This window comes from Tissierella pigra, from assembly GCF_009695605.1.
Lineage (GTDB): Bacteria > Bacillota > Clostridia > Tissierellales > Tissierellaceae > Tissierella > Tissierella pigra.
Genome location: NZ_VUNQ01000052.1, coordinates 1 through 26,948 on the forward strand (window position 1 = coordinate 1; position 26,948 = coordinate 26,948).

General features: G+C 30.6%; 22 protein-coding genes and 2 pseudogenes. 20 read left to right on the forward strand and 4 right to left on the reverse strand.

The features are described from left to right. The coding region (locus FYJ83_RS16495) for an IS91 family transposase (RefSeq protein WP_195838037.1) at positions 1–475 on the reverse strand (475 nt) is incomplete at its 3' end. A gap of 155 nt (positions 476–630) precedes the next feature. Here FYJ83_RS16495 and FYJ83_RS16500 point away from each other — a divergent pair. The 17 genes from FYJ83_RS16500 to guaA all read left to right on the forward strand — a co-directional run bounded on the left by FYJ83_RS16500 (position 631) and on the right by guaA (position 18,784). Further along, a complete protein-coding gene (locus FYJ83_RS16500) occupies positions 631–1,227 on the forward strand; it encodes a manganese efflux pump MntP (protein ID WP_154442429.1) in 597 nt (198 codons plus the stop codon). A 126-nt stretch (positions 1,228–1,353) separates the two neighbouring features. Further along, complete coding sequence (locus FYJ83_RS16505; RefSeq protein WP_154442431.1) at positions 1,354–1,785, forward strand: DUF2383 domain-containing protein; 432 nt, start codon at positions 1,354–1,356, stop codon at positions 1,783–1,785. Between the two features lie 196 nt (positions 1,786–1,981). After that, positions 1,982–2,797: a divergent polysaccharide deacetylase family protein gene (locus FYJ83_RS16510; RefSeq protein ID WP_154442433.1), complete on the forward strand. Its 816-nt coding sequence runs from the start codon at positions 1,982–1,984 to the stop codon at positions 2,795–2,797. 157 nt (positions 2,798–2,954) lie between these two features. Beyond that, a complete protein-coding gene (locus FYJ83_RS16515; protein WP_154442435.1) occupies positions 2,955–4,991 on the forward strand; it encodes a methyl-accepting chemotaxis protein in 2,037 nt (678 codons plus the stop codon). 113 nt (positions 4,992–5,104) lie between these two features. Further along, positions 5,105–6,496: a sigma-54 interaction domain-containing protein gene (locus FYJ83_RS16520; protein ID WP_154442437.1), complete on the forward strand. Its 1,392-nt coding sequence runs from the start codon at positions 5,105–5,107 to the stop codon at positions 6,494–6,496. A 286-nt stretch (positions 6,497–6,782) separates the two neighbouring features. After that, the gene (locus FYJ83_RS16525; RefSeq protein ID WP_154442439.1) at positions 6,783–8,033 is read left to right on the forward strand and encodes a M20 family metallo-hydrolase; all 1,251 of its coding nucleotides are present in this window, start codon (positions 6,783–6,785) and stop codon (positions 8,031–8,033) included. Between the two features lie 57 nt (positions 8,034–8,090). Then, a complete protein-coding gene (locus tag FYJ83_RS16530) occupies positions 8,091–8,531 on the forward strand; it encodes a DUF1097 domain-containing protein (RefSeq protein WP_154442441.1) in 441 nt (146 codons plus the stop codon). A 48-nt stretch (positions 8,532–8,579) separates the two neighbouring features. Then, positions 8,580–9,980, forward strand: coding sequence for a dihydropyrimidinase (gene hydA / locus FYJ83_RS16535; protein WP_154442443.1), 1,401 nt, complete (start codon positions 8,580–8,582; stop codon positions 9,978–9,980). A 149-nt stretch (positions 9,981–10,129) separates the two neighbouring features. After that, entirely contained in the window at positions 10,130–11,566 is a 1,437-nt protein-coding gene (locus tag FYJ83_RS16540; protein WP_154442445.1) for an SPFH domain-containing protein, read from the forward strand. A gap of 275 nt (positions 11,567–11,841) precedes the next feature. Beyond that, the gene (locus FYJ83_RS16545; protein ID WP_326828364.1) at positions 11,842–12,300 is read left to right on the forward strand and encodes a hypothetical protein; all 459 of its coding nucleotides are present in this window, start codon (positions 11,842–11,844) and stop codon (positions 12,298–12,300) included. A gap of 258 nt (positions 12,301–12,558) precedes the next feature. Continuing rightward, positions 12,559–13,950 carry an alanine/glycine:cation symporter family protein gene (locus tag FYJ83_RS16550; RefSeq protein ID WP_154442449.1) on the forward strand — a complete coding sequence of 464 codons (1,392 nt, stop codon included), beginning with the start codon at positions 12,559–12,561 and terminating at the stop codon, positions 13,948–13,950. 99 nt (positions 13,951–14,049) lie between these two features. Then, on the forward strand, positions 14,050–14,613 hold the full coding sequence (locus tag FYJ83_RS16555; protein ID WP_154442451.1) for an RNA polymerase sigma factor: 564 nt from the start codon (positions 14,050–14,052) through the stop codon (positions 14,611–14,613). Beyond that, on the forward strand, positions 14,600–15,070 hold the full coding sequence (locus FYJ83_RS16560; protein ID WP_154442453.1) for a hypothetical protein: 471 nt from the start codon (positions 14,600–14,602) through the stop codon (positions 15,068–15,070). The genes FYJ83_RS16555 and FYJ83_RS16560 overlap by 14 nt, the downstream gene beginning before the upstream one ends. A gap of 11 nt (positions 15,071–15,081) precedes the next feature. Continuing rightward, the gene (locus FYJ83_RS16565; RefSeq protein WP_154442455.1) at positions 15,082–15,858 is read left to right on the forward strand and encodes a hypothetical protein; all 777 of its coding nucleotides are present in this window, start codon (positions 15,082–15,084) and stop codon (positions 15,856–15,858) included. Further along, the gene (locus tag FYJ83_RS16570; protein WP_154442457.1) at positions 15,848–16,198 is read left to right on the forward strand and encodes a hypothetical protein; all 351 of its coding nucleotides are present in this window, start codon (positions 15,848–15,850) and stop codon (positions 16,196–16,198) included. The genes FYJ83_RS16565 and FYJ83_RS16570 overlap by 11 nt, the downstream gene beginning before the upstream one ends. A 178-nt stretch (positions 16,199–16,376) precedes the next feature. After that, entirely contained in the window at positions 16,377–17,828 is a 1,452-nt protein-coding gene (guaB, locus tag FYJ83_RS16575; RefSeq protein ID WP_154442459.1) for an IMP dehydrogenase, read from the forward strand. Between the two features lie 11 nt (positions 17,829–17,839). Further along, positions 17,840–18,784: a glutamine-hydrolyzing GMP synthase gene (guaA, locus tag FYJ83_RS16580; protein ID WP_459443309.1), complete on the forward strand. Its 945-nt coding sequence runs from the start codon at positions 17,840–17,842 to the stop codon at positions 18,782–18,784. Between the two features lie 380 nt (positions 18,785–19,164). Here the strand turns inward: guaA and FYJ83_RS16590 are convergent, their stop codons facing one another. The 3 genes and pseudogenes from FYJ83_RS16590 to FYJ83_RS20570 form a co-directional block, all read right to left on the reverse strand. After that, positions 19,165–19,632, reverse strand: coding sequence for a hypothetical protein (locus FYJ83_RS16590; RefSeq protein ID WP_195838038.1), 468 nt, complete (start codon positions 19,630–19,632; stop codon positions 19,165–19,167). Between the two features lie 188 nt (positions 19,633–19,820). Continuing rightward, positions 19,821–20,087, reverse strand: coding sequence for a helix-turn-helix domain-containing protein (locus FYJ83_RS16595; RefSeq protein WP_195838039.1), 267 nt, complete (start codon positions 20,085–20,087; stop codon positions 19,821–19,823). 406 nt (positions 20,088–20,493) lie between these two features. Next, positions 20,494–20,646: pseudogene (locus tag FYJ83_RS20570) on the reverse strand (IS3 family transposase); the annotation flags it as partial. Between the two features lie 1,290 nt (positions 20,647–21,936). Here FYJ83_RS20570 and FYJ83_RS16605 point away from each other — a divergent pair. From FYJ83_RS16605 to FYJ83_RS16615, 3 genes and pseudogenes are all read left to right on the forward strand, one after another. Then, positions 21,937–23,610 (forward strand): ABC transporter ATP-binding protein, encoded by a 1,674-nt coding sequence (locus FYJ83_RS16605; RefSeq protein ID WP_154442465.1) that lies wholly within the window; start codon positions 21,937–21,939, stop codon positions 23,608–23,610. A 63-nt stretch (positions 23,611–23,673) separates the two neighbouring features. Continuing rightward, on the forward strand, positions 23,674–25,668 hold the full coding sequence (locus tag FYJ83_RS16610; RefSeq protein ID WP_154442467.1) for a B12-binding domain-containing radical SAM protein: 1,995 nt from the start codon (positions 23,674–23,676) through the stop codon (positions 25,666–25,668). Positions 25,669–25,928: 260 nt separating this feature from the next. Beyond that, positions 25,929–26,063 (forward strand): annotated as a pseudogene (locus FYJ83_RS16615) (type II toxin-antitoxin system mRNA interferase toxin, RelE/StbE family); the annotation flags it as partial. Positions 26,064–26,948: the final 885 nt, after the last annotated feature.

Sequence of the window (26,948 nt, forward strand, 5' to 3'; positions counted from 1 at the left end):
GATTCCATTTTAAATCCCGTCCAAAAGTGTGCATAGTAGAGATAATACCAGGTTTAAAATTCTCAGATTTATTAAGCTTAGAAAACCAAGTAAGAATAGTGTCGGCACTAGCTTTAAAGAGTAAATGGAGCAAATTCCTGTCTTTACGAAAGAAGATACGAAGTTCTTCTGGAATGGTAAAAACAATATGCCTATGCTTGCAATTAATAAGCTTAGAAGAAATCTTAGAAGCACGATCTTGAATATATTTAGCACCACAAGAATTACAAAATCTGCTCTTACAAGTAAAATAGACATACTTAAATTTAGAGCAATTTTCACAATGATAAAGAGCATGACCCATAGAAGGGTCACCACACTTAATGATTTTATCAACATTTTTTAAGACAGCGGAACGAAGGGAATATCCTTCCAAAACAAAGGCATCCCAATGGTCAGAAAAAATATCTTTAATTTTAATAGAAAAGCTGCTCATATTATCACCATTTTATTTATACCAAAAATAAATAGAATATTAACATGAGCAGAAAAATTTAGTTTTTAAATTATTGAAGTATAGTAACGCAAATATTTAACGCGTCGTAGACGCTCTTTTTATATTAGAAAATTAAGTATAAAGGAGAAAAAAACATGAGTTTATTTGAATTGTTTATTATTGCAGTTGGTTTATCAATGGACGCATTTGCAGTAGCCGTTTGCAAAGGATTATCTATGAATAGGATTAGTATTAAAAAAGCTGGAATAGTAGGTTTGTATTTTGGAATATTCCAATCAGTAATGCCCTTGATTGGATATTTTCTCGGAATAAGATTCCACAATAAAATTACATATATGGATCATTGGATAGCATTTATATTGCTTGGATTCATTGGAATAACTATGATTAGAGAGTCAAGAAAAGGTAAATGTGGGATTGAAGTTAATTCTCAAACTAATGAAGGTACTAATGAGTTTCTTGATTTTAAAAATATGTCCGTTTTAGCATTGGCAACAAGTATTGATGCCTTAGCAATAGGCGTTACTTTTGCTTTTCTTAATGTGAATATTACCTCAGCAGTTTCATTTATTGGAATTGTCACTTTTATACTATCGATGATTGGCGTAAAAATAGGAAATGTTTTTGGTTCAGTCTACAAGTCAAAAGCAGAATTTATAGGTGGATTAATTTTAATACTTATGGGTTTCAAGATTTTACTTAGTCATTTAGGAATAATTGTTTTTAGATAAAAGAGTACATTAGGCTATAAATATTTAAATTGCAATAGAAATTTTATTCTTCTTGCCAGTGGAATAAATTTGTAATCTAGTGGAAAAATAGAGAAAATAATAAGATTTTTCTAAGGAGGATATAAATTGAGTAGCAATTTAGAAACGATAAAGTCACTTAATGGACTTTTGCAAGGAGAATATATGGCAGTAGAAAGTTTTAATAACTTTATATCTAGGTTAGATGATGACAGTGTCAAAAATGTTTTTCAGGAAGTACAAAAACAACATCGGGAGAATATTCATAAGTTAGCAAATTATATACAAGATATAGGAGGACAGCCAGACGAAAATCTTGGCATGAAGGGAACAATGGGAGAGATTAAACTCAATATGGATCTAGGTTCTAGTTCAGATACTGAGGAAGTTGTTAAAAAAGCCATAGAGGGAGAGACTAAAGGAATTAATATGGCAGAAAAAGTATTAAGAGGAGATTTAGATGATAAATCTAGAGATATGGCAGGTGAAATTCTAGAAAAAGATAGAAAGTCTATTGAAAAACTAAAAAACTTGCTATAGAAATAATCAAAAAAAGAGAAAAAATAGTAAATATAATGAGCAGTATAATGCAGGAAACCCCCTAAAAAACAACTAAGACTAATAATTTATTAAGTCTTAATAATAATTCCACAGAAGCTTTTATTAATATTATCAAGGAATAATTCATATATTAGTTTATAGATTATTCCTTGATAATTTTTTGGGAGGTGTTTATATGATTATTATTTTAAATAAAAAAACTATAAATTTTATTATTTTAGCTCTTATAATTATATTTCTTTTTATTTTTAAATTTGCTTTCTTTGAAAAGGCAGTCCCAACTAGTACAACACCATCAGGATATATAGCTTTAGTTATAGATGACTTTGGAAACAACGGTGAAGGTATAGATGAACTTACTAAACTTAATATACCAATTACCGCAGCAGTAATGCCATTTTTAGAATATACAGAGATTGATGCTAAAAAAGCATATGATGCCAATATGGAAATAATACTTCATTTACCCATGGAACCCGAAAAAGGAGACCCAAAATGGTTAGGACCTAGAGCAATACGAAGTAATTTATGTGATTATGAGATTAGAGAAATAATTAATGATGCCTTAGACCAACTGCAATGGGCGAAGGGAATAAATAATCATATGGGTTCCAAGATTATGAAGGACAAAATCATTATGAAAGAAATATTAAATGTAGTTAAGGAAAGAAATCTCTATTTCTTAAATAGTAGAACTGATGAAACAAATGTCGCAGCGGATCTAAGTAAAGAGCTGGAAGTAGTATACTTTCAAAGAGATGTTTTTTTAGACAATGAAAGAAATGAATACTCTATTACAAAAGCCATGAATCAGCTTGGAAAAATAGCTCTAGAAAAGGGCTATGCCATAGGAATTGGTCATGTAGGAGGTCAAGGTGGTAAGATTACTGTAGATACCATAGAGAAAATGTCCAAAAAATTGGAGGAAGAAGGAATTAAATTTATATATTTATCTCAAATAGAAGAACTTTTTCTTAGGAAAAGCAAATAATGTGAAAGTTATATATTTGTAAAAGCCAATGATTAAGATGTTTTGAAAAGGTAAATAAGGGTATGAATTATCGAGATTATAATTTGTGATATAAGAATATTATTCTTGTATAATTTTTTGAATAAGCTGAACAAACGACAAAAATAGGAGGGAGTTTATGAAAACCAGTTCCAAAAGTAAAAGGGGATCTATCAAAACTAAACTAATTGTAATACCATTAATTGTAGTATTTATTGTAATATCGTCTATAGGTATTTTTTCTTCTTATTTTTTGAGAACAAGTTTGAGGGATGAAATGGAGAATAACGGAGTTTATATGGCAGAAAGATTTATAGCCAATATAGAGGATAACTATAGATCATTGGAAATAATCAATGATTTCTTAGACAATAAAATTAAATCTGCTGGAAAAATGGTAATGGGCAACGAAAATATGTTAAGTAATGAATTTATAAAAAGATTGGCCGAAGATTTAGAAGTAGAACAAATAATTTACTATAATTCAGATGGAGTAGCCGTATATTCCAATATTGATGAATACATAGGCTGGAAGGCTGATAAGGGACATGCTGTTCATAACTTCATGATAAGTAGTGACAAGGAATTAATGGAGGAGATTAGAAAAGATTCAGAGTCCGATAATTATTTAAAGTATGGATATATAAAGGGATCAGAAGGAACCTTTGTACAAGTTGGTATCAATGCAAATAAAGTTCAAGAACTGACAGATTCTTTTAGTTATCAAAGTTTTCTAGACGAAATATCTCAGGATGAACAGATTTATTATGGATTATTTGTAGATAAAAACTTACAAGTCCTAGCGCATAATAACAAAGAGGAAATAGGTATAATACTTGATGATGAAGGTAGCAAAGCAGCAGCAATAGATGGTGTTCTTTTTACACAAGAATGGTACTATGAAGAAAGTGATGTCAATGTTTTAGATATTTCATACCCAGTTGTAATTAACGGAGAACATATTGGTGCCGTATCTATAGGGCTTTCTATGGATAAGGTTCAGAAGACTATTAAGAACAATATTATTTTTGTTGTTGCAATTATGATTGTTTCTTTTATAGTCTTAGGATTTATTCTATTTAGTGTTTCTAACTATGCTGTGAAAATCATAACTAGATTAAAGGAACAAATGCAGTACATGGAAAAAGGGGATTTCTCCAATGATATATCAGAAGATTTAATAAATAAAAATGATGAGTTAGGAGAAATATCTCAGGCAATAAGTATAATGCAGACTTCAGTAAGAGATATAATTAAGAATGTAATAGATACATCCCATAGTCTAGCCACCTCATCAGAAGAACTTACAGCTATTAGTCAACAATCTGCCACAGCTGCTGATGAAATTGCCAGAGCTATTGAAGAAATAGCAACTGGAGCAACTGAACAGGCTAAGGATACAGAAATAGGAGTATTATCTATATCTGAACTTGGAGATATAGTTATGAAAAATGAATCTCATATAGGAAATCTAAATGATTCTGCTGAAAGAGTAAATAGACTAAAGGATGAAGGGTTAGATGTACTTAAAGTTCTTGTGGAGAAAACAGATATAAATAGTAAATATTCTGAGGAAGTTCAGCAAGTTATTATAGATACAAATGAAAGTGCAGAAAAAATTGCTAATGCCAGCGAAATGATAAAAAGTATTGCAAGTCAAACTAATTTATTGGCACTGAATGCTGCCATTGAAGCAGCTAGAGCAGGAGATGCAGGAAGAGGATTTGCAGTTGTAGCAGAGGAAATAAGAAAATTAGCAGAACAATCCAATAAGTTTACTGAAGAAATAGGTACTATAGTAGAAGATTTAAATAATAAAACATTAACAGCAGTAAAAACTATGGAGGAGTTAGAAGATATAGTTTTATCACAGACTAAAAGTGTAGATATAACAAATAGTAAATTTGCTGGAATAGCTGAGGCCATAGAGGATATGAAGATGGCGATTAACGAGGTAAATCATTCTAGTGATGAAATAACTATTAAAAAACAAGATATTATAAAAATAATGGAGAATTTATCAGCCATATCAGAGGAAAATGCAGCAGGAACAGAAGAAGCTTCAGCATCTGTAGAAGAACAAACTGCAGCAATGGAGGAAATTGCTAACTCTAGTGAACAACTTTCAGTTATTGCAGAAAAATTAAATGACCAAGTAAAACAATTTAAGATATAAAAAACGGATTCTTTTGAATCCGTTTTTTATATAATACTCTGAATTTGCAAAAATATATAAGTTAATGATATTATATATAATAAGATTTTCAATTCTAGATAGGGGCGATGTCCATGAGCAATAATAAATTATTAGACCACTATAAACAAGCCTATGAGGAATTAAAGTTAATACTAGATTTAAGTTATGATCAAATCACAATAGCAGATGGAAATGGAGTATTTACGAGAGTAAGTAAATCATGTGAGCCTTATTTTGGAGTTCAGGAAAAGGGGATAATTGGGATTAACGCCTTTGAACTAGAAAAAAATGGAGTATTTGATGTTTCTGTTACAGCAGAAGTAATAAGAAAAGGTAAAAAGGTGACCTTGATACAAAAAACGGGAGCTAATAAAATACTAATGGTAACGGGAATTCCTATATTGGATGAAAATAATAATATAACTAAAATAATAAATATTTCTAGAGATATAACGGAGAATCAAAATCTAGGATTAGAACTTAAAGAAGTCCAAAGTAAATTACAATGGTTCCAAAAAGAATTAAATAAGAGACAGGGAATAGATAGTTCTGATGTAAGCTATAAAAGTCCTTCAATGAGGAAGATAATGGATTTAATCCTTCATATAGCAGATTTAGATGCTACAGTTTTGCTATTAGGAGAAACAGGAGTAGGTAAAGGATATATTTCAAGGGTAATTCATGAAAGTAGTATTAGAAAGAATGAACCCTTTGTTCCAATTAATTGTGGTGCTATACCAGAAAATCTTTTGGAATCTGAGCTATTTGGTTATGAAAGTGGAGCTTTCTCTGGTGCCAATAAAGGTGGAAAAAAAGGACTATTTGAAATTGCAGGGAAGGGTACTATATTCTTAGATGAAATAGGAGATATGCCAATGAATCTTCAAGTAAAACTTCTTCATGCTTTAGAAGAAAAGCAGATATTTAGAGTAGGTGGAGAGAGACCTATAAAGATTGAAGGAAGGCTAATTGCTGCAACTAATAAGGACTTGAAAAAACTTATTAGTGAAGGAAAATTTAGAGAAGATTTATATTATCGCTTAAATGTAGTACCAGTGACTATTCCTCCTTTAAGAGAAAGGAAGGAGGATATACCAGGATTAGTCAAGAAAATTCTTGATAAATGTAATAAAGAACATAATACACAGAAATATATATCCCAAGGAGCCTATAATATTCTAATAAATTACGATTACAAAGGAAATATAAGAGAACTTGGTAATATAATTGAAAGACTTGTAATAACTACTCTTGGAGACATAATTGAAGATATAAATGTTAGAGAAATATTAGAAATACCTAATGAACAAAACAATATTGATGAAATAATTCCTCTAAAATTGGCAGTAGAGGATTTAGAACGCAGAATATTAATATCAGCATTTGATAAATATAAAACAACTAGAAAAGTTGCAGAAGTATTGAAGATAGACCAATCAACAGTAGTAAAAAAAGCAAAGAAGTTAAATATAAAATACTGCTGATGAAATAAATCATAAGGTTTCGATGACGAATGTCATCGAAACCTTATTTTTTTTATTGAATTTTAAATAAAAAATTACTTAAATTAGGAATTTTAAAAGGATATTGTTTTGTTTTATTAATATTTATTTTTTAAAAAAATATTGAAAAACCTTGCTTTTAAAAGGGTTGACCATACCTTAAATAATGGAAAAGAAACTTTTAATAAATTTATATAACTCAACTTTCTATTTTTGGCATGGCATTTGCTATATATAATGACAAATAAAAAATAAAGGAGGGATGAAATTGGAATCCTGTATTGAAAGAATAAAAAATGATATAGAAAACATAACAAAGATTACAGCAACTCCCAATATGGGATGCACTAGATTTTCTTATGGCAAAGAAGATAGAGAAGTCAGGGAATACTTAACTAAGGAAATGAAAATCTTGGGATTATCTATTAATGTAGATGGTGTAGGTAATATTAGAGCAAAATATATGGATAATAACGAAGACAAACCTTCTATAATGATAGGTTCTCATATTGATACTGTTTCCAATGGAGGAAAATTTGACGGTCTTACAGGAGTAGTTACAGCTTTAGAAGTAGTTAGAATAATAAAAGAAAATAATATTAAACTAGAAAACCCAATTGAATTAATTATATTTGCAGAAGAAGAAGGTTCAAACTTTGGAACAACTATGGTTGGAAGTAAGTTTTTATCAGGTGCATATAAATTAGAATATTTAAAGAGATTAAAAAATGATGAAGGAATTACAGCGTATAATATTATGAAAGATTTTGGTCTAGATGTAGATAATGTAGAAAATGAAGTCCTAAAAAAAGAAGAAGCTAAAGCCATGGTTGAACTTCATATAGAACAAGGTGGAATTTTACACTCAGAAAATATATCCATAGGCATAGTGCAAGCCATAGTTGGAATGAAAACCTATAGGGTAAGTTTAGAAGGCGTTTCCAATCATGCAGGCTCTACACCAATGTATTTAAGAAAAGACCCAATGGTTGGAGCTGCTGAAATAATTACTTATATGGAAAAGGTAGCAAAAGAAAAGGCGTTAAAAGATACGGTTGCAACTGTAGGGAAAATTCATTGTCAACCTAATGGATCAAATGTTATACCAGGACAAGTAGAATTTAATGTAGATATTAGGGATGTAGAAACAGAAGGAATAGAAATAGTAGCAAAAGAATTAATCAATAAAACCAAGGAAATAGCCAATAAACGTGGCCTTAAATATTCCATAGATTTAGTTGGTGAATCAGATTGTGTAAAATTATCATCTAAAGTTATAAATGCTATTGAAGAAACTGCCATAGAAAATAAATACGTATATAAGGAAATGAATAGTGGTGCAGTACATGATTCAGCTATGTTAACAGGAATAACTAATGTTGGCATGATATTTGTGCCAAGTATAGACGGATTAAGCCATTGTCCCCAGGAAGAAACTAAATTTGAAGATATAAAATTAGGTTGTGATCTATTATTAGGCACAGTAATTAAGCTAGGAAATATGAAAGTAAGAAATTAAAACTAAATATACAATAGTAGGGAGGTGTTTTAAATTAAGAAAAATTTAGGAATCTCTATGTCAGTAGGATTATTATCTGGTTTATGGGTTTTAATTGCTGAAAAACTTGGAGTACCTGCATGGCCTGGATTTATTGGTTGGTCTATTTTCTTCTTTACAGGAGGAGACTTAAAAGCTTGTAAATTAAGCTTTCCATGTTTAGTATTAGGGCCAGTTTTAGCATATTTAACTGTACTTACTCAAACTACATTAGGAACTTCAGGAATCACATCTGCCATTGTAGTAGTAGGTCTTGGATTTGCTATGACCATTGCCCAAAGCTTTCCAATTTTTCAAGTAGCATCTGCTACCTTTATAGGTGCTAATGTTTATTTTGCAGCAGGAAATAATTTGTTTCACGCAATAGTAGTTACACTTGTAGGTTTAATAATAGGATTAGTATCTGTGAAGTTTGGAGCTTTTCTTGATTCAATTATTTTAAAGAAAGAAGCAGTATAAAGTGTGGATGTAAAATTAATATTATAAAAACAATAAGGAGGAAATGAAATGAGTTTATTAATTAAGAATGGTGTTATAGTTACTGCAATGGAAGAGTATAAAGGAGATATTTTAGTAGAAGAAGGGAAAATAGTAGCAATTGGAAAAGATTTAGAAGCTAAGGCTGAGGAGATAATAGATGCTAAAGGAATGTATGTGTTACCAGGTGGAGTTGACCAACACGTTCACTTCTCATTTGAATTCAATGGATCAAAAGTAAGAGGATTTGAGACTTCCAATGCAGCAGCAGTAGGTGGAACAACTACAGTAATTGAGTTTGTTAACCAAATAAAAGGAAAAGGACTAATAGATACAATAGATGATTATAGAAAAGAAAATGCAGAAGGTATAGCAATGGTAGATTATTCATTCCATGGTATAATAACAGATCCTTCAACTGGAGTATATGATGAAATTGCAAAGCTTCCAGAAGCAGGATATCCCACAGTAAAGTTATTTATGGCATATAAAGGAATGTTCTTCCACTGTGATGATGATGTAATTGCAAAATCAATGCAGAAAGCAAGAGAAGCTGGAGTTACTATAATGGTTCATGCTGAAAATGCTGATTTAATAGATGTATTACAAAGAGAATGTGTAGAAAAAGGGCAAGTTGAGCCATACTATCATGCAGTATCTAGACCTCCAATGGTAGAGGTAGAAGCCACAGAAAGAGCAATTAATATTGCAAGACTTATGGATGCTCCTTTATATGTAGTTCATGTATCTACTAAAGGTGCAGTAGATGCTATTAAACGTGCACAAGACGAAGGTTTACCAATTTATGGTGAAACTTGTACTCACTACTTGACACTTGATAAAGAAAATCTTGCAAAACCTAATTTCCAAGGAGCAAAATATGTATGTTCACCAGCACTAAGAGAACAAGATGACATGGATTACCTATGGGAATCAATTAAAAACGGATGGTTAAATGCAATAAGTTCAGACCACTGTGGATTTAACTGGGCAGAACAAAAACATATGGGTAAAGATGATTTTAGAAATATTCCAAACGGAGCACCAGGACTTGAAAATAGATTAGGAGTACTTTGGACTACTGGAGTTGAAACTGGAAAAATAACGAGATCGCAATTAGTAAATTTATTTGCAACTAAACCAGCTAAAATTAATGGTCTTGGAGATAGAAAAGGTCATATTGGCGTAGGATATGATGCTGATATAGTACTATATAATCCAAACCATAAATCAGTAATATCAAATGAAACAAGTTTACAAGGAGTTGATTATAACTCTTATGAAGGAATGGAGCAAATAGGAAGACCAGAAAAGGTATTTTTAAGAGGTCAACTAATAGTAGATGAAGGAAAATATATAGGACAACAAGGACAAGGGGAATTCGTTCCAGGAAAAGCATTTGGTCTTTGTTACGATGGAGTGGAAAGATAAATAATAGATTAAAGAGGGCTGTCATTTACAGTCCTCTTTTTCTGTATATTACAAGTTAATTACAATTGTTATTATTTTATTTAATATGGATATATATAGGTATATAATAAGTATAAGTTTTAATATAATTTAAAAAAGGGGGTTTAGTAATGGCATACATATTTGTGCTAGGTGGATTATTGGGATTTGTGGTAATTTTACTTTTGTTTTGGAGAAAAGTACCAGCAGATAAGGCAATGGTAATTACAGGATTAAAGAAAAGGGTATTGTCTGGTAAAGGTGGATTTATGATTCCTTTTTTAGAGACTTCTTGTACTATTTCTCTAGAAAACATTAGTATGACAACAGATGTAAATGAAGCACCATCAAAACAAGGTATATTTGTAAACATTGTAGGTACAGCAATTGTGAAAGTGAATAATGAAACTGAAAGTATACTTAAGGCAGTGGAGCAATTTTGCAGCGGTGGAGCAAAAAATACTGTATCAGTTATTAGTAGTATGGTAGAGCAGATTCTTGAAGGTAAATTAAGAGGGATAATATCGACTCTTACTGTAGAGCAAATAAATGAAGATAGAGCTGCCTTTGAACAGCGAATAGAAGATGATATTAGAGAAGAACTACATTCTATGGGATTATTATTAATATCATATTCTATCCTTAGAATATCTACTCAAGGTGGCTACTTGGAAAATAGAGCTATACCTCAAATAGCTTCTGCAAAAGCAGATGCAGATATAGCAACAGCAGAAAGAAAAAGAGATACTGAGATTCGTACTGCAGATGCCGTAAGGGAAGGAGAAAAGGCTAAATTATTAGCTGAAACAGAAATCGCTCAAAGTCAAAGGGATAAATTAATTAAGGTTGAAAGCTATAGGGCAGAACAGGATAGAGCGAAAGCAGACGCCGATGTAGCATATAAACTAAAAGAAATAGAAAATGAATCTTTAGTAGCGGAACAACAAGCTGCTTTAGCTAAGAAAAATGCTTTTGTAGTAGAAGAAAGACTTGTGGCAGAAATTAAGAAACCAGCAGATGCAAAGAAATATGAAACTGAAGTAAATGCAGAAGCAGAAAAGATTAGGTCCATAAAGGAAGCAGAGGCACAGGCAGAGGCAATAAGAATCAAAGCCATAGCAGAGGCTGACGCTTTAAAAATTGCTGCCATGGCAGATGCAGATGCTATTAGAGCAAGAGGAATAGCAGAGGCTGATTCCATTAAAGCAAGGGGTATAGCAGAAGCTGAATCAAAAGATAGATTGGCAGAGGCAATGGCTAAATATGGAGATGCTGCCATAGTAGAGTTAGTAGTTGGTAAACTTCCAGAAATAATGGCATCAGTGGCTAAGCCAATGGAGCAGGTAGATAAGATTACAATAATAGATAATGGAGGAAAGGCAGGAGCATCTAAATTAGCACAATTAGTGGCTGATATAACTACAAATGGATTCCAAACAGTAAAGGATCTAACAGGATTGGATATACCTGATATAATAACTAATTTTACAAATAAGGAAGATATAGAAGAACAAAAAGATAGTAAATGTGAAAATGAAGAAATGGAAGAAGCTTTAGCAGAAAATTAGAAAGTAGATAAAAAGAACTATCAAAAATTTAAAAAGATAGTTCTTTTTTTGCAGTAATATTGATTTTTTTTTCGTTCTATTTAATAGAATCAAGTACAATATATTCCTATTGAAAAAATTACAAAAAGGGTGTAATATGAGTAAAAGGATATTGAAATGTACTAGAATGGAGGTGCATTATAATAAAAAGATATAAAATTTATATTTTACTAACCCATAGTGGCTCACTGCTTTCAAAATGTATCAACGTTTATACAAAAGAGCCATATACTCATGTGTCCATAGCCTTTGATGAAGAATTAAAAGAACTATATAGTTTTGGAAGACTAAGACCTAAAAATCCAATATTTGCTGGGTTTGTAAAAGAAGATATAGTAAATGGAACCTATGCAAGATTTCCTAATACAATGTGTGCTTTATATTCTTTGGAAATAAATAGTTTACAGTATAAAAAATTGATGAGAGAACTAGACAAGTTTAAGAGAGATGGGGAAAAATATGGTTATAATTTAATAGGGCTACTAGGTGTTATGGTGAATTATCCTATTGAAAGAAAATATAATTATTTTTGTTCTCAATTTGTATCTTCATTACTTAAAAGCAGCGGTATAGAATTAATTAATAAAGAAACTGCACTAACATCTCCTAGGGATTTTAGAGAATGCAGAGAATTAAATCTTGTATATGAAGGTAAATTACAGAATTATGGTTTAAAGCAATCATACCTATATTAATAATTATTTAGAAACTCTAAAAATATTTTAAATATTTTTAGAGTTTTTTTATCTTATAATTTGAATTATTCTATCATGTGTTATTTTGTACATAAATTTTAACTTATAAAATTAAGCTATTTTTTGATGGGAAGATTAATAAAGTATTATGAGAGGAGGAAAAAAATGATTTAAGCAGATAAAATAGCTTAAAATTTTTAAATTTCAAAGTTATTTAGGATGATTAGTGTCCAAGATTTCGATGGGGGGGTAATATTTATGTCAATTATCACATGGCTAAATGATAATATTATATGGGATATGCCTATGCTTATATTAATGATTGGTACAGGAGTTTATCTAACTTTTATAACAAACGGAGTAATTTTTAAAAAGTTTGGTACAGTAATGAAGCATACATTAAGAACAATTTTTAAAAGGTATGATTATCAAGAAAAAGGTACTATAACTCCATTTCAAGCAGTATCTACGGCACTTGCTGCAACTGTAGGCACAGGAAATATTGTTGGTGTTGCTGTAGCCATTCAGGCAGGCGGACCAGGTGCAATATTTTGGATGTGGATATCTGCCCTTATTGGGATGGTTACAAAGTATGCTGAAGTTACATTAGCAGTTGCTTATAGAGGTAGGAATGATAGGAATGAGATAGTAGGAGGTCCTATGTATTATATAACTAGAGGTATGGGGAGTAAAACTCTTGCTTGTTTATTCTGTATCTTTGGATTTCTTGCATCTTATGGTATAGGCAATATGGTGCAGGCTAATTCATTGGCTGGTGGTCTTGAATCTGTATTTAGTATTCCCACATGGATAACTGGCATTGTTTTAGCAATATTAGTAGGGCTTGTTATAATTGGAGGAATTGGTAGAATTGCTAGTGTAGCAGAAATATTGGTTCCACTAATGGCTGTATTATATATGTTAGGCGCTGCTATGGCACTAATAGCCAATGCATCTAATATTCCAGCTGCTTTTATGTCTATTATTAGGGACGCATTTACAGGAACAGCAGCAGTAGGTGGATTTGCAGGAGCAACTTCAATGTATGCCACTAGAATAGGCATATCACGTGGAATTTTCACAAATGAAGCAGGATTAGGTAGTGCTCCAATTGCCCATGCAGCAGCACATACAGATCATCCAGCTAGACAAGGATTATGGGGAGCTTTTGAAGTATTTTTCGATACATTGGTAATGTGTACTGTTACTGCTCTAGTAATATTATCATCTGGATTGTGGACTGATTCAAGTTTAGATGGCAATACTATTTCATCATTAGCTTTTGAAAATGCCTTTAAAGGTGGAAGCTATATTGTATCAATAGGTCTTGTTTTATTTGCATTTGCTACAATAATTGCTTGGTACTATTATGCTGAGAAATGTGTTGAATTTTTATTTGGTAGAAAGGGGATTATTCCCTTTAGAATATCATTTACTGGAGTAGCCTTTGTTGGTTGTGTATCTGAACTTGAGCTTGTATGGCAGTTAGCGGATTTGTTAAATGGAATGATGGCTATTCCTAATTTAATAGCTCTTATTGCTTTAAGTGGTGTAGTTAGAAGATTAACAAAGGACTTTTTTAAGGATCCAGATCGTAAAAGACCAAGAAATGAAAATTTTTCTAAATATATCACTATAAAGAGAAAATAATATAAATAAAATAAATACCTAAGGATAAATAAAACTTTATAAATTTTGCAGTATTTTTATTTTTGTTTTCGTTATAATTAATGAGAGAGGAGGGGAGAAATGAATAAGGAGTCAATATTGATAGAAAAAGCATTAAAAGGAGATGAAAATTCCTTTGCTGAAATAATAGATTTATATAAAAATTATGTATTTGCTATTATTCTTAATTTTATTAAAGATTATAATGAAGTAGAAAATGTAGCACAAGAAGTCTTTTTACAAATTTACCTCTCCCTGCCTAACTATGAATCTAATAATTTTAAAGGTTGGATTAGCAGAATAGCATCTAATAAGTCTATAGATTTTATTAGGAAAAAAAAGGCTAAATTTAAAGAAGAAATAATGGAAGATGAAGACGAACTAATGGATACTCCTAGATTTAGTCATAACCATACTCCAGAGGAAATTTTAATAGAAAAAGAAAGAAAACAGGAAGTTTCTAATTTATGCAGATCCGTTCCAGCTATATATACAGATGTAATTGAAAAGTTTTATTTAGAAGGAAAGTCCTATGAGGAAATTGCAGAGGAAGAAGGAGTTACAGTTAAGACCATAGCCTCAAGACTATATAGGGGAAGGAATATGTTAAAAGAGAAATGGAGGAAAGACTATGAAACATTATGATTATGTAGAATGGGTTTTATATAAAAAGAATCTTCTTGATCATAGAATCCATAAAGAAATGGAAGAACATCTTTATATATGTGATGAGTGTATGGAAATCTTTCTTTCTCTTATAGATGAAGAAGAAATTAAGTTTGCTGGGGATATAGTACCAGAAGACTTTACAAATAAGGTAATGAAGGACATTAAAGGAATTAGACCTATGAAAAGAACCATTAAGAAAAAGGTAAAGCCAACTAATGATTTCTTTATGTACTATGTAGCTGTAGCATCTGTTGCTATTATTTTAACAGCAAATGGATTCTTTGGAAAAATGGTAGAGGTTGTGCCTCAAATAACTTCCAATATAAATATGGAAGAAAATCGATTTAATGCAAATGGTATCTATAATTTTTCAGAAAAAATCACAAACAGCACGTCAAATTTTATAAATGACTTTAAGTTTAATAAAAAATAAGGAGGAATAATATGAGACAGAAAAGTAAGTTTATTACATTTATATTATCATTTTTACCTGGATTATCTCATTTTTATTTAGGATATGCCGATAGGGGATTTATTTATTTAATAATTCTTGGGATGTTAGGAGCTGGTTCTATAGGGTTGTCTATTATGTTAGGTAATGAAGGACCTGCAATCATAGGATTTACAGGTGCTTGTGTTCTTTGGCTAGTAGCTTTAGTAGATGCTTTCTCTGTTGCTAACAGCTTAAGATATAATGGTGTAGAGGCACAAAGTAACTGGAGTTCAGAAGAAACTAGGATTTCAAATAAAAAAATCATTACTTTAGCATTATCTATAATACCAGGAGCAGGACATATGTATTTGGGTTACCAAAAAAAAGGTTTAGTATTAATGGGTGTGTTTTTCTTTGCAATATTTTTTATGGGATGGCTAAACCTAAGTTTCTTGTTATTTTTACTACCTTTAGTTTGGTTCTATTCATTCTTTGATGCCTTCCATACATTAAATGGTAATAATGTGGAGGAAGTAGAAATAGATATAGAAAAATTACTACCAGTTATTAAACGTGAATATATAGGTTTTGGATTGATTGGAATAGGACTTATTGTTGCATTCCAAAGAATAATTCATCCAATAATAAATCAATATTTAGATTATTATATAGTAAACTATATTCAAACATCTATAGTATCTTTAATCTTTATTTTTGCTGGTGTGAAGATGTTACAAAGGAAAAAGGATGTAGAAGTAGTAGAGGAGGATGAAGAACTTGAAAACTAAAAGAGTAGGAACCATATCCATGGCTATAGTCCTCATTGCTTTCGGAATTCTAATATTTATAGCACAAATAAATAGCTTATCTGCTGTAGGATTAGCAGTAAAATTTTGGCCAATGATATTAATATTATTAGGCGGTGAAATTCTTTGGGTTAGCTTTAAAGAGAAAAAGGAAAATGAAAACTTTTTAGTACGATATGATATATTTTCTATGTTTATAGTAATGATAGTGTTATTTGTAAATATATGTATATATGGTCTTGTGGAAACAGGAATTATGGATTATATTAAAGCGAGAGTTTCAGAAGAAACAAGTTATAGATATGAAAACTATATAGAATAAAACAATAACTTCGATTTTGAGTCATTAAAAATCGAAGTTATTGTTTTAAAATTTTAAATTTATTTTTAACTTGTGTTTTGGAGATTTATAAATTAAAATATAGTATTAAGATAGAAAAGTATTATTAATTTATATATTTCACATACTAAAGATACTAGATAATAAGGAGGAGTTGTAATTGGAATTTATAGGTGAAGGTTTAACTTTTGATGACGTTTTATTAGTTCCTGGAAAATCTGAAGTATTACCAAAGGAAACAAATATTAGTACTTATTTAACTAAAAACATAAAATTAAACATACCTTTAATGAGTGCTGGAATGGATACTGTAACTGAATCTAAAATGGCAATAGCAATGGCTAGAGAAGGTGGAATTGGTATTCTTCATAAGAATATGTCCATAGAAGAACAAGCATTAGAGGTAGATAAGGTAAAAAGGTCAGAACATGGGGTAATCACTGATCCATTTTTTTTATCTCCAGAACATAGCGTATCAGATGCTTTAGAATTAATGGAAAGATACCATATATCAGGAGTTCCTATAACAGACGAAACTGGAAGATTAGTGGGAATTATAACCAATAGAGATATTAGATTTGAAAAAGAAACTTCAAAGAAAATTGATGAAGTAATGACTAAGGAAAATCTAGTTACAGCAAGAATAGATATTCCTATGGATGAAGCCTTAGATATTATGAAACAACATAAAATAGAAAAACTTCCATTAGTAGATGATGATTTTATGTTATCAGGATTGATAACTATTAAAGATATAGAAAAATCTATTCAATATCCAAATTCAGCTAAAGATCATACAGGTAGACTATTGGCAGGAGCAGCAGTTGGAGTAACTGGGGATATGCTGGAAAGAGTAGCAGCATTGGTTAAATCTAAGGTAGACGTTATAGTAGTTGATACAGCACATGGACATTCTAAGGGAGTATTAGAGGCAGTAGCTAAGATAAAGAGAGAATATCCTAGCTTACAGGTAATTGCAGGAAATGTGGCGACTGGTGAGGCTACTATAGACTTAATAAAGGCAGGAGCAGATGCTGTAAAAGTAGGAATAGGACCTGGTTCTATTTGTACTACTAGAGTTGTAACTGGTATTGGTGTACCGCAGATAACAGCAGTAGTAAATTGTGCTGAAGCAGCAAAGGAATATGGAGTTCCTGTTATTGCAGATGGAGGAATTAAGTATTCAGGAGATATAACAAAAGCTATAGCAGCTGGAGCAAGTGTAATAATGGCAGGTTCTTTATTTGCAGGAACTGACGAAAGTCCAGGAGAAGAAGTGTTATATGAAGGAAGAAGATATAAGGAATATAGAGGAATGGGTTCTATGGGAGCTATGGATTCTGGTAGCAAGGATAGATATTTCCAAGAAGATACTAAAAAATATGTTCCAGAGGGTGTAGAAGGTAGAATTCACTATAGAGGTCCACTGGGAGATGTGGTTTATCAGCTTATTGGTGGATTAAAGTCAGGAATGGGCTATGTTGGTGCTAAAGATATTGAAGAATTGAAGAGTAAAGCAAAGTTCATAAAAATTACATCAGCATCTTTAATAGAAAACCATCCACATGATATTCATATTACAAAAGAATCACCAAACTATAGTAGACGCTAAGGAGTGATATAGTGCAAGATTTTATAAATAAACAAGTAGAAGAAATTAAAAATAAAGTTGGAAATAAAAAGGCATTATGTGCATTATCAGGTGGTGTAGATTCTTCTGTGGCAGCAGTATTAGTCCATAAAGCCATAGGTGATAATCTAGTTTGTGTATTTGTAGACCATGGATTATTGAGGAAAAATGAAAGATATGAAGTGGAAACCATATTTAGAGATAAGTTTCATATGAATTTAATTGTAGTAGATGCAGAAGAAAGATTTTTAGGTAAATTAGAGGGTGTTACTGATCCAGAACAAAAAAGAAAAGTAATTGGAGAAGAATTTATTAGAGTATTTGAAGAGGAGCAATCTAAACTTCAAGATATAGAATTCTTAGTACAAGGAACAATTTATCCAGATATAGTTGAGAGTATAAATAAAGATGGCAAACTTGCAGTTAAATCTCATCATAATGTTGGTGGATTACCAGAGGATGTAAATTTTGAGCTTATAGAGCCTCTTAAAGAGTTATATAAAGACCAAGTTAGGGAAGTAGGAAGGGCATTGGGTATCGATGAAGAATTAGTAAGCAGACAGCCATTCCCAGGACCGGGACTGGGGGTAAGATGTTTGGGAGAGTTGACTAAGGAGAAGCTAGATATCCTAAGAGACGCTGATTATATCTACAGAGATGAAATCAAAAAAGCAGGTTTAGATAAAGAAATCTGGCAATACTTTGCAGTATTACCAAATATCCAATCTGTAGGAGTTATAAATGGTGAAAGAACCTATAAGCATTTAATTGGACTTAGAGCTATAACCACTAAAGATGCAATGGAAGCTAAATGGTATCCAATGCCATTAGAGCTACTAGAGAAGATTTCTACAAGAATTACAGATGAAGTACCACAGGTAAATAGAGTGGTATACGATATAACAAATAAACCACCGGCTACTATTGAATGGGAGTAAGACCAGCCCAAGAAGGAATGGGTTTAAATCAATGCTTACAGAGGTTTGAAAAGCTAAAACGGGACAAAATTGGGTAAAAATCTTTAAAAGAATAAATAAAAGAATAGTTTCAAATGGCTTAGAATAAGCTCAAGCCCTGGTCTTTAGGACTAGGGCTTTTGTTATTTTGTGATGCTATTTTGATACTGTAAAAATAAGCAATTAGAGTATAATCTCCAATTGCTTATTTTTTTAAGTGCTTTGATTTTTTTGGATAAGATAGCTTCCAATCATCGAAGTCTTCATCAGAAATCTCACCATTATAGTGTTTCTTTCTCATCTCATCCTGTTGGAATGTACTCTAGACAAATCCATTTTACCACAGGAGTTTTGTTTGATACCTATGCTTTGTTTAAATCTATCTTATTTTTTGCACAAACCTCTAAAAGGGTCTGCTTTAAATTATCTTGACCTGCTAATTCATGTAAGCTTAGGGGCCTATTTAAGGATTTAATATGATTATCATCTCTTAAATTAAATTCGGCAGTTCCTTTGCGACAATAAAGTAGTCCAAGAATTACAAGATTGTTATCTTTTATACTTAGTTGGATGCCCTGATTTGCATAGTCTAAGGCTTTTTTATCAAGGCCTTTTCTATGAAAGGTGTAGGATAAATTGTAAATAATTCTAAGTCTTAGATCAATATCTTTTTCATCCAGGTGGTCTAGAGAAAAGAGGAGGATGTCTTGGCAGGAATCAATTCTTCCAAGTTTATTTTCTAATAGGGCAATATTCATTAAGATTCTGACCTCAATATCGCTATAAACAAACTCCCGATATTTTTCAAGAGAAAAAGAAGGGGTAGTCAACTGAATGGCATAGATAAGTTTGTCTAGGGATTGGATATATTGGGAATGGACTGTTTTAATTACTACTGACTAAACTAGTAAGCTTAATTGTTTTATAAGCTTATATGTATAAGAATTGGGGTTTAAATTATCTAAAATACCTTTTAATCTTTCACAATCCTCAGCTAGGTCAGTGTATTTACCATTAGCTATCTTATATTCAATCTCTTTTTTACTTCAAAAAACTTATCTTGATTATCAAATCTAAAACTTAGTAGGGCAAGGTTTAAATCTTCTTTAAATACAAGGGAAAGGGCTTCTAAGGTAATTTGATTAGGTAGGACATTTCCATTTTCAATTCTTCTCAAGGCATCTGTAGAAATAAAAGCTAAATTGGCTATGTCTTTTTGAGTATAGGACATATCCTTTCTTTTTTTACAAATATAATTACCAAAGGATGCTAGGTCATAGAACATATCAGTATACCTCCTAACACCAAATCGATTCGGGTTTATTTTTATTTGATTATAGTATATCATATTTAGTAAGTTGGTAAATAAAAAACAAAAAGAGGTTGCCAATCAAATTTATTTAGACATGAAGCTGATATTTAAGGATTAATTTGATTAATATATAAGTAGCGTTAGGGTTTAAAAAGAGGGCAAAAAATCTATATTTCCCTTTTAAAATTATGAAACTGGCTTTTTGCAAAACATTACTTTTTTATTGTGTTATGAATGTCATAAGTAACTCAGATTAATATAGATTTTATTTTTCTGCTAGGATGATTTGATAATTTTACTAACATCTAGTGCTCTATATTCAACGAGTGAAAGATAGACTATCCACTATGGAACGATGAATCCTCAGGTTATTGTACTAGTAAATATACTCTGATAACTCTAATTGCAATTGTTCTAAGGTCTCAATTTTTTTCTGATAAAGAAATTCAGTTTTCAATATTTTATTAGTGGCTTCATTAACCGCATTATCATAGAGATTGCCTTTACTGCTTAGAGAACGCCTTATTTTGAAACTTTTTATTATTGTACAGTTAAGGGTATGTTTGCAAGTAATTTTTATATAATTTACTCAAGCTTCGCACATAAATATTCCCTTGTAAACCTTGAAAATTCAATATTCGACCAGAACTATATATACCTTATAGTGCTTTTAAGAACATAAACCCTAAAAACACTTCATTTTGATTTGTATGACACCTTACAATTAGATTTAAGTATAGCAAAAAATAATATCAGTCCGACAAAACCTATGTTTCGTGCTATATTTGTCGAAAATAGGCGAACAAAATAAGTGGACCTTACCATTCTTGTATGTTAATTTATATATAAGATAACCTCATAGATTTATTGAGTATTTCCAAATTTCATTGTTTAAGATGTATAAATCTTGTGTAGGTTAAAACACACTTGTGTATCTACAAACTTGAAGTTAATTTTAGTCAACTATTGGAACTACAAGGTTTGACTAGGAAAATCAACTGCGAAGTTTGAGTAATTTATATATGAAAAATTTAAATATTTATATTATGTACAGAAATGAGAGGGCAAAATATATTTGCTTGTAACTTAATAAAATAATCAATACGAAGGAGGGGATAGCAAATGGACTTAAAACTAAAAAATCAGGAGCAAGTAGCATTAAAAGTATCTACAACTAGTTTTGAAACTGCGATGGGTGACAATAACAATAACTATAATAGAAATTAGACATTAATTAATAAATTATATGCAGAGCAGATTCAAGCAGAATTAATTATTATGTTTTAAAACATATGTCCTCTCATTTCTTTTAAATACTTGTATTGGGTGGGTTATACTAGATAGGACAGACTTTTACTTAACATGGTACAATAAAATCAGAAGCTTAGGCTGTATTTAGAAAATATATCTTGTCCGGAATAAATTTGTCTAAAGAAAGGGTGTCAATCCAAAAAAACGGTTGTATCATGAGAAAATTCAAAGGGCTCGAAGATAATTTCACCATCAGAAGAAATGAGAGCAATAACATGCAATTTTTTAGTGATATCAATGACAAGGTAAATCACGGGACATCTTCTTTTAAACGGATTGATTTTGTGATAATCCATTATTATCATAGACTTGATTGATATGAAGGCTTTAGGCACATCCAACTATAAGTGATCCAGATAAAACAGTGGTAATATCTATATATTATTACAAGTAGTATAGCTACAGGTCAAAATCAAAAGTCCATAGGTCTGAGTCTATTATGATCACAAAGCAATAGAAAAAATGTAAGGAGGGTATGATTATTCTTATAAAATAATCATATAAGGTAAATATGAAATTTAAAAGAATCTTAAATCTTATTTTTCAATGTTCACACCTAATAAAACCATTTATTTATCAAAACATTTTATTCATTTTTCTAACTCAGCTGATTGTTGGACTTACATTAATCACTCCTTTAATACTACGATATCTCATTGATAATATACTCACAATGAAAAACTGGGACTTATTTCCTAAATTCATACTGATGATGAGTCTTGCATTAGTGATTTCACGTGTTTTAAGTTTAGCAACAAATATAATATACAATCGGTTTGCAGTTAACATTGAAGAAAAGGCAAGAAATGATTTGCTTAGTTCTATTCTAAAAAAGAATATGCAATTTTTTAACGAAGTAGACGAGGGAGATTTGGTTGATCGTTTAATGAGGTCTCCAGAACAACTTCATACTATACCTTCTTTATATGCAGAACGTTTATTATCATCAATTGCAACTATTATTGTTGTTTTTATTATTATCATTAAAATCCACAGTAAAATGGCACTCTTCTCAATTATTGTTACACCCTTATTCCTTGTTTTATATATTAGATCACGCAAATTATTTTACGAACAAGTGAGAGAGGCAAGGCAAGAGAGTGCAAGTCTTACTAATTTTTATTTGAGTACAATTAGAAATATTAAGCATGTTAAGAATATGGTTTATGAAGAATATGAGAAAGAGATAAGTGATAAAAGTAATAGAGTACTAAAGAAGTTAGGAATAAAATATTCATTAACTGGAGCAATTGTTAATAATAGTGTTCAAATTTTAACTAAATTAAATCAATTGGGTGTTTTGATATATGGAAGTATATTGGTGAATAATGAGAAGATGTCTATTGGAACACTAGTAGCTTTTTACTCTTATCTAGAACTCTTGTACACACCAGTTGTGAGTATTATACAAACATTAACAGAATTAAACAGTTCAATTGTTGGAATGGAGAGATATTTAGAGTATTACAATGAAAATCAGGAAGAGAATTTTTTAGATGGTCTATCATTTGAACCCCAAGATATGTCTATAGAGTTTAAAGAGGTTAGCTTTAGTTATGGAAAGAAGGAAATTTTGAGAAATTTAAGCTTTTCAATTGATCATGCAGAAAAAGTCTTGTTAGTTGGAAAAAGTGGGATTGGGAAAACTACAATTATTTCTTTATTGAAAAGGTTTTATCAATATGAGAGCGGTAGTATCAAAATTGGAGATCTTAATATCGAATCCTATAATTTGAGAGAATTAAGAAAGAATATTATGTATGTGACTCAAGATAGTTTTTTTTCACCAGTAAGTCTACGAGATAATTTTAAAAAAGTAAATCCCAACATTACTGAAAGTGAAATTATAGATGCTTTAAATAAAGCTCATATTTATGATGATATTTTTAACTCCGATAAAGAAGGCCTTGAAACAATATTGACTCGAAATGGTGATAACTTTTCAGGAGGACAAAAAAGACGTATTAGCATGGCCATGGTTTTTGCCTCAAATGCACCAATTATAATTCTTGATGAGCCTTTTGTTGGATTAGATAGATCTACAACTGATAAAATTTGGGATAACTTAAAAAAAGAAGTAAGAAACAAAACAGTATTAGTTATCGACCATAACTTTAGAGACACAGATTATTTTAATAAAGTACTTGAATTTGATAAAGATAAGATTCTGAGAATAAAGGTTTGAAAGTAATGTTTTACAGATTACAATTTCGTAAACAATGTTAAGGATGTTGGAGAGGAGAAAAAAATGAAAACCAAATTAATCTTCCCACCATTTTGGATATGTAATGCACCTTATTTGAGCGTTCCTTCATTAGTTGCATTTTTAGAACATAACAATGTTGAAGTTGAACAAATCGATTTAAATTTAGAATTTATCGATAAAATGTTATCAAGTGAATTTTTAAAACTATGTAAGAATAGGATTTATTTGCAAGATGAGAATAACGAAGTGACGCCATATTTTAAAGAGATTATTAATTTCGGAATAAATAATATAGAAATGCAAAAAGATATATTTAGATCTGAAAGATCATTAAACATCTCCACATATGAACAAAGCAAAAATACAATAGCATTGGCCTTTGCAATAATTAATAAGTCCTTTAAGGGTGAAAATATAGAGAATTATTATTATGAGTCATCTTACAATAGAGAGGATTTCAGAAGTATTATACAGGCTGCAAATGATTCCTTTAACAATATGAACGAAACTTTAATTAGCATTTTATTTAATTATTTTATCGATGATATTGTTAAAAACGCCGACTTAATTGGTTTTTCATTAACAGGTTTAGATCAAATTATACCTACCTTTATATTAGCTGGAGCTATAAAACGGGTAAATTCTGATATTAAAATTGTAATTGGCGGCAGCATTCCTACTAGATGGTTTGCAAGAAAAGAATATGCCCCATATTTATTTGATTATATTGATTATGTAATTTTAAATGAAGGTGAGAAACCATTATTATCACTAATACAATATTTAAACAATGAAAGAACGATAGAGAGTGTTCCTCAACTAGTTTACGCCGTAAATAATAAAATTATGTTTAATGATTTAACTGCTGAATGCGTTCCAATGAGTAACATTCCAACACCAGTTTTTAATATTAATGATTTAGAAAGATATTTAACCCCCAAAAAGGTGTTGCCATTATTGGGAAGTAGAGGCTGCTATTGGAGAAAATGTACTTTTTGTGATCACTCATTTATATATAAGGATACATTTAGGCAAGCTCCTGTTGATAAAATTATAGGTGATCTTAAAATTTATGCTGAAAAATATGGAGCTCACTATGTAAATTTCCATGATGAGGCAATGACCCCAAGCATAATGGAGGAATTATCTAGAAAAATAATTGATTCTAATTTATCAGTCAAATGGTCAACTGATGCTAGGTTAGATAAAAAGCTTACTTATGATATTCTTGAACTTGCAAGCAAGTCAGGATTGTCGGTTATATTTTTTGGCTTAGAGAGTGTAAATGATAGAGTTGTTGGGTTGATAGACAAAGGAACTAAGATAGATATAACGCAGAGAATTATTGAAGATGTTAAAAGAGCAGGTATTGCTTCTCATATGTTTTTTATTTGTGGATTCCCAACTGAGACCATTATGGAATATCAAGAAACAATTAATTTTATTGAAATAAACAAAGATATAATTGCAAGCCACGGATGTTCAAGATTTGGGCTTGGAAAATACTCTCCAATTGCGAAGAATCCGCAAAAATACAATGTTATAATTACAAATTTATATGAGGATTTTAATGCATCATTATCATATAAGTTCACTAGAATAGATATTGAAAAGAATTATTTTGATAAAATCGAAAAATTATATAGTTATGTCACGAAGGAGCTAGAGACATACGCACAAAAAATTTTTCATATAATAATACGTGAACATTGGGTTATATTTTGGGAAAGTTTGGATTTTATATTATCTGATGTTGAAAATAAAAAAAATAGTAAATGTTTAAAATCAGGGGTTTTCGTTATTGAAACAGAATCCCAAATATTGCTATATGATAGTGCCGCTAAAGAAGTATTTGAGTTTGACTTAAGTGCTAAATTTGTTATAGACTTGATTTTTGAATATGGGATAGATGATAAGAAAAGATTAATTCAAAAGTCATCAGAGCATTATAATATTAGTCAGGACCAGATAAGTGAGAGCATTGAAGAGTTTACAAATTTGCTGAAAGAAAAGGAACTTGTTTTTAAAGGAGAGTAATTTAGTTCTGGCCTAATTAGTATATTTTATCTATATAGTTGATACTTACTTACACTTAAAGGGTAATTATAAAAAAGAGTAGGAGTAGCTCCCAAAGGTTTTCGAGCCTTGGTCGTAAGATTAGGGATTCCATTATTTCCTAATAATTTTCCCATACACAACAGAAATGTAAGCACAATGTATTGACAAATGCAACATAGTTAGAAGAAGTTATAGAATTTCTAATTAACAGAAAAGAACTTCCTTAGAGATATAGAGAACATCAATTTATTGGTAATTATAAAGGGTATAGGGAGTGCCATATTTTATCTGACTGGCTATTGATATACAAAATAGAAGAAGATATCTTGACTTTAACATTAACTAGAACAGGGACACATAGTGACTTATTTTAAAAAAATTATTAGAAAAAAATAAGCTAAGGATTAGAGATAATACCATAATACAACATCACTTATGAAGCTGTATTGATGCTAAAAAATGTAGGAAAGAGAAATAATAGGTATAAAATACAACAAAACAGAAACTAAAATGTAACTAAAAAACAAATAAGAGTAACTTTTAAGCTTATGCTCTTTATTAAGTGGGAGTAACTCCCAATGAACCGAGCAACAGCGAAGATGAATTGAAGGAGTTACCACTGTCAGGGTTGGCGAGACTTGTAGCGACTGTAAGGACCTAAAAGTCCGCAACCTACGGCTTGGAGTAGGTAGAATATAGTATTTTCAATGATTATAGGTATTAAATTGTAGGCTAAATAAGATTAGGTGGCTCCGATTTTTGACACTATATGTGGCAGATGGGAGCCATCTATTTTTATTCTTTGGAGGTGTTATTTCAGGTGGAAAAAGTGAAAGGGGAACCACAATTATTTGTCTGTTGAATAATTCTATTTTTTTATTAGTTTTTTCCTGAGAAATAATGTAAAAGGTCTACTATAGGATTATTATAGACAGAGAAAAATCAAAGGATTGAAAAGACTGGCAGAAAACCTAAAAATAGAGTCAATTATATTGTCCATCTGTGAACATTCGAAAATGGCAGATTAGCAGTAATAGCAAGAAGGAAGAGTATATTTAAAAATTGAAAAGCTATATATTTTACTATATACTCTGTTAGTATACAGAGTTTTTTATGTTTGTGAAATAGGTTCTATTGTCAACGACAATCTAATTCTACATAAAAAAGTCATTTAAAAAGTGCAGAGAATTTATTTATTTAAAAGAGTATTTGTGATTTCTTTTCTAGAAGACATATACTCTTTTCTATCTTTTAATCTG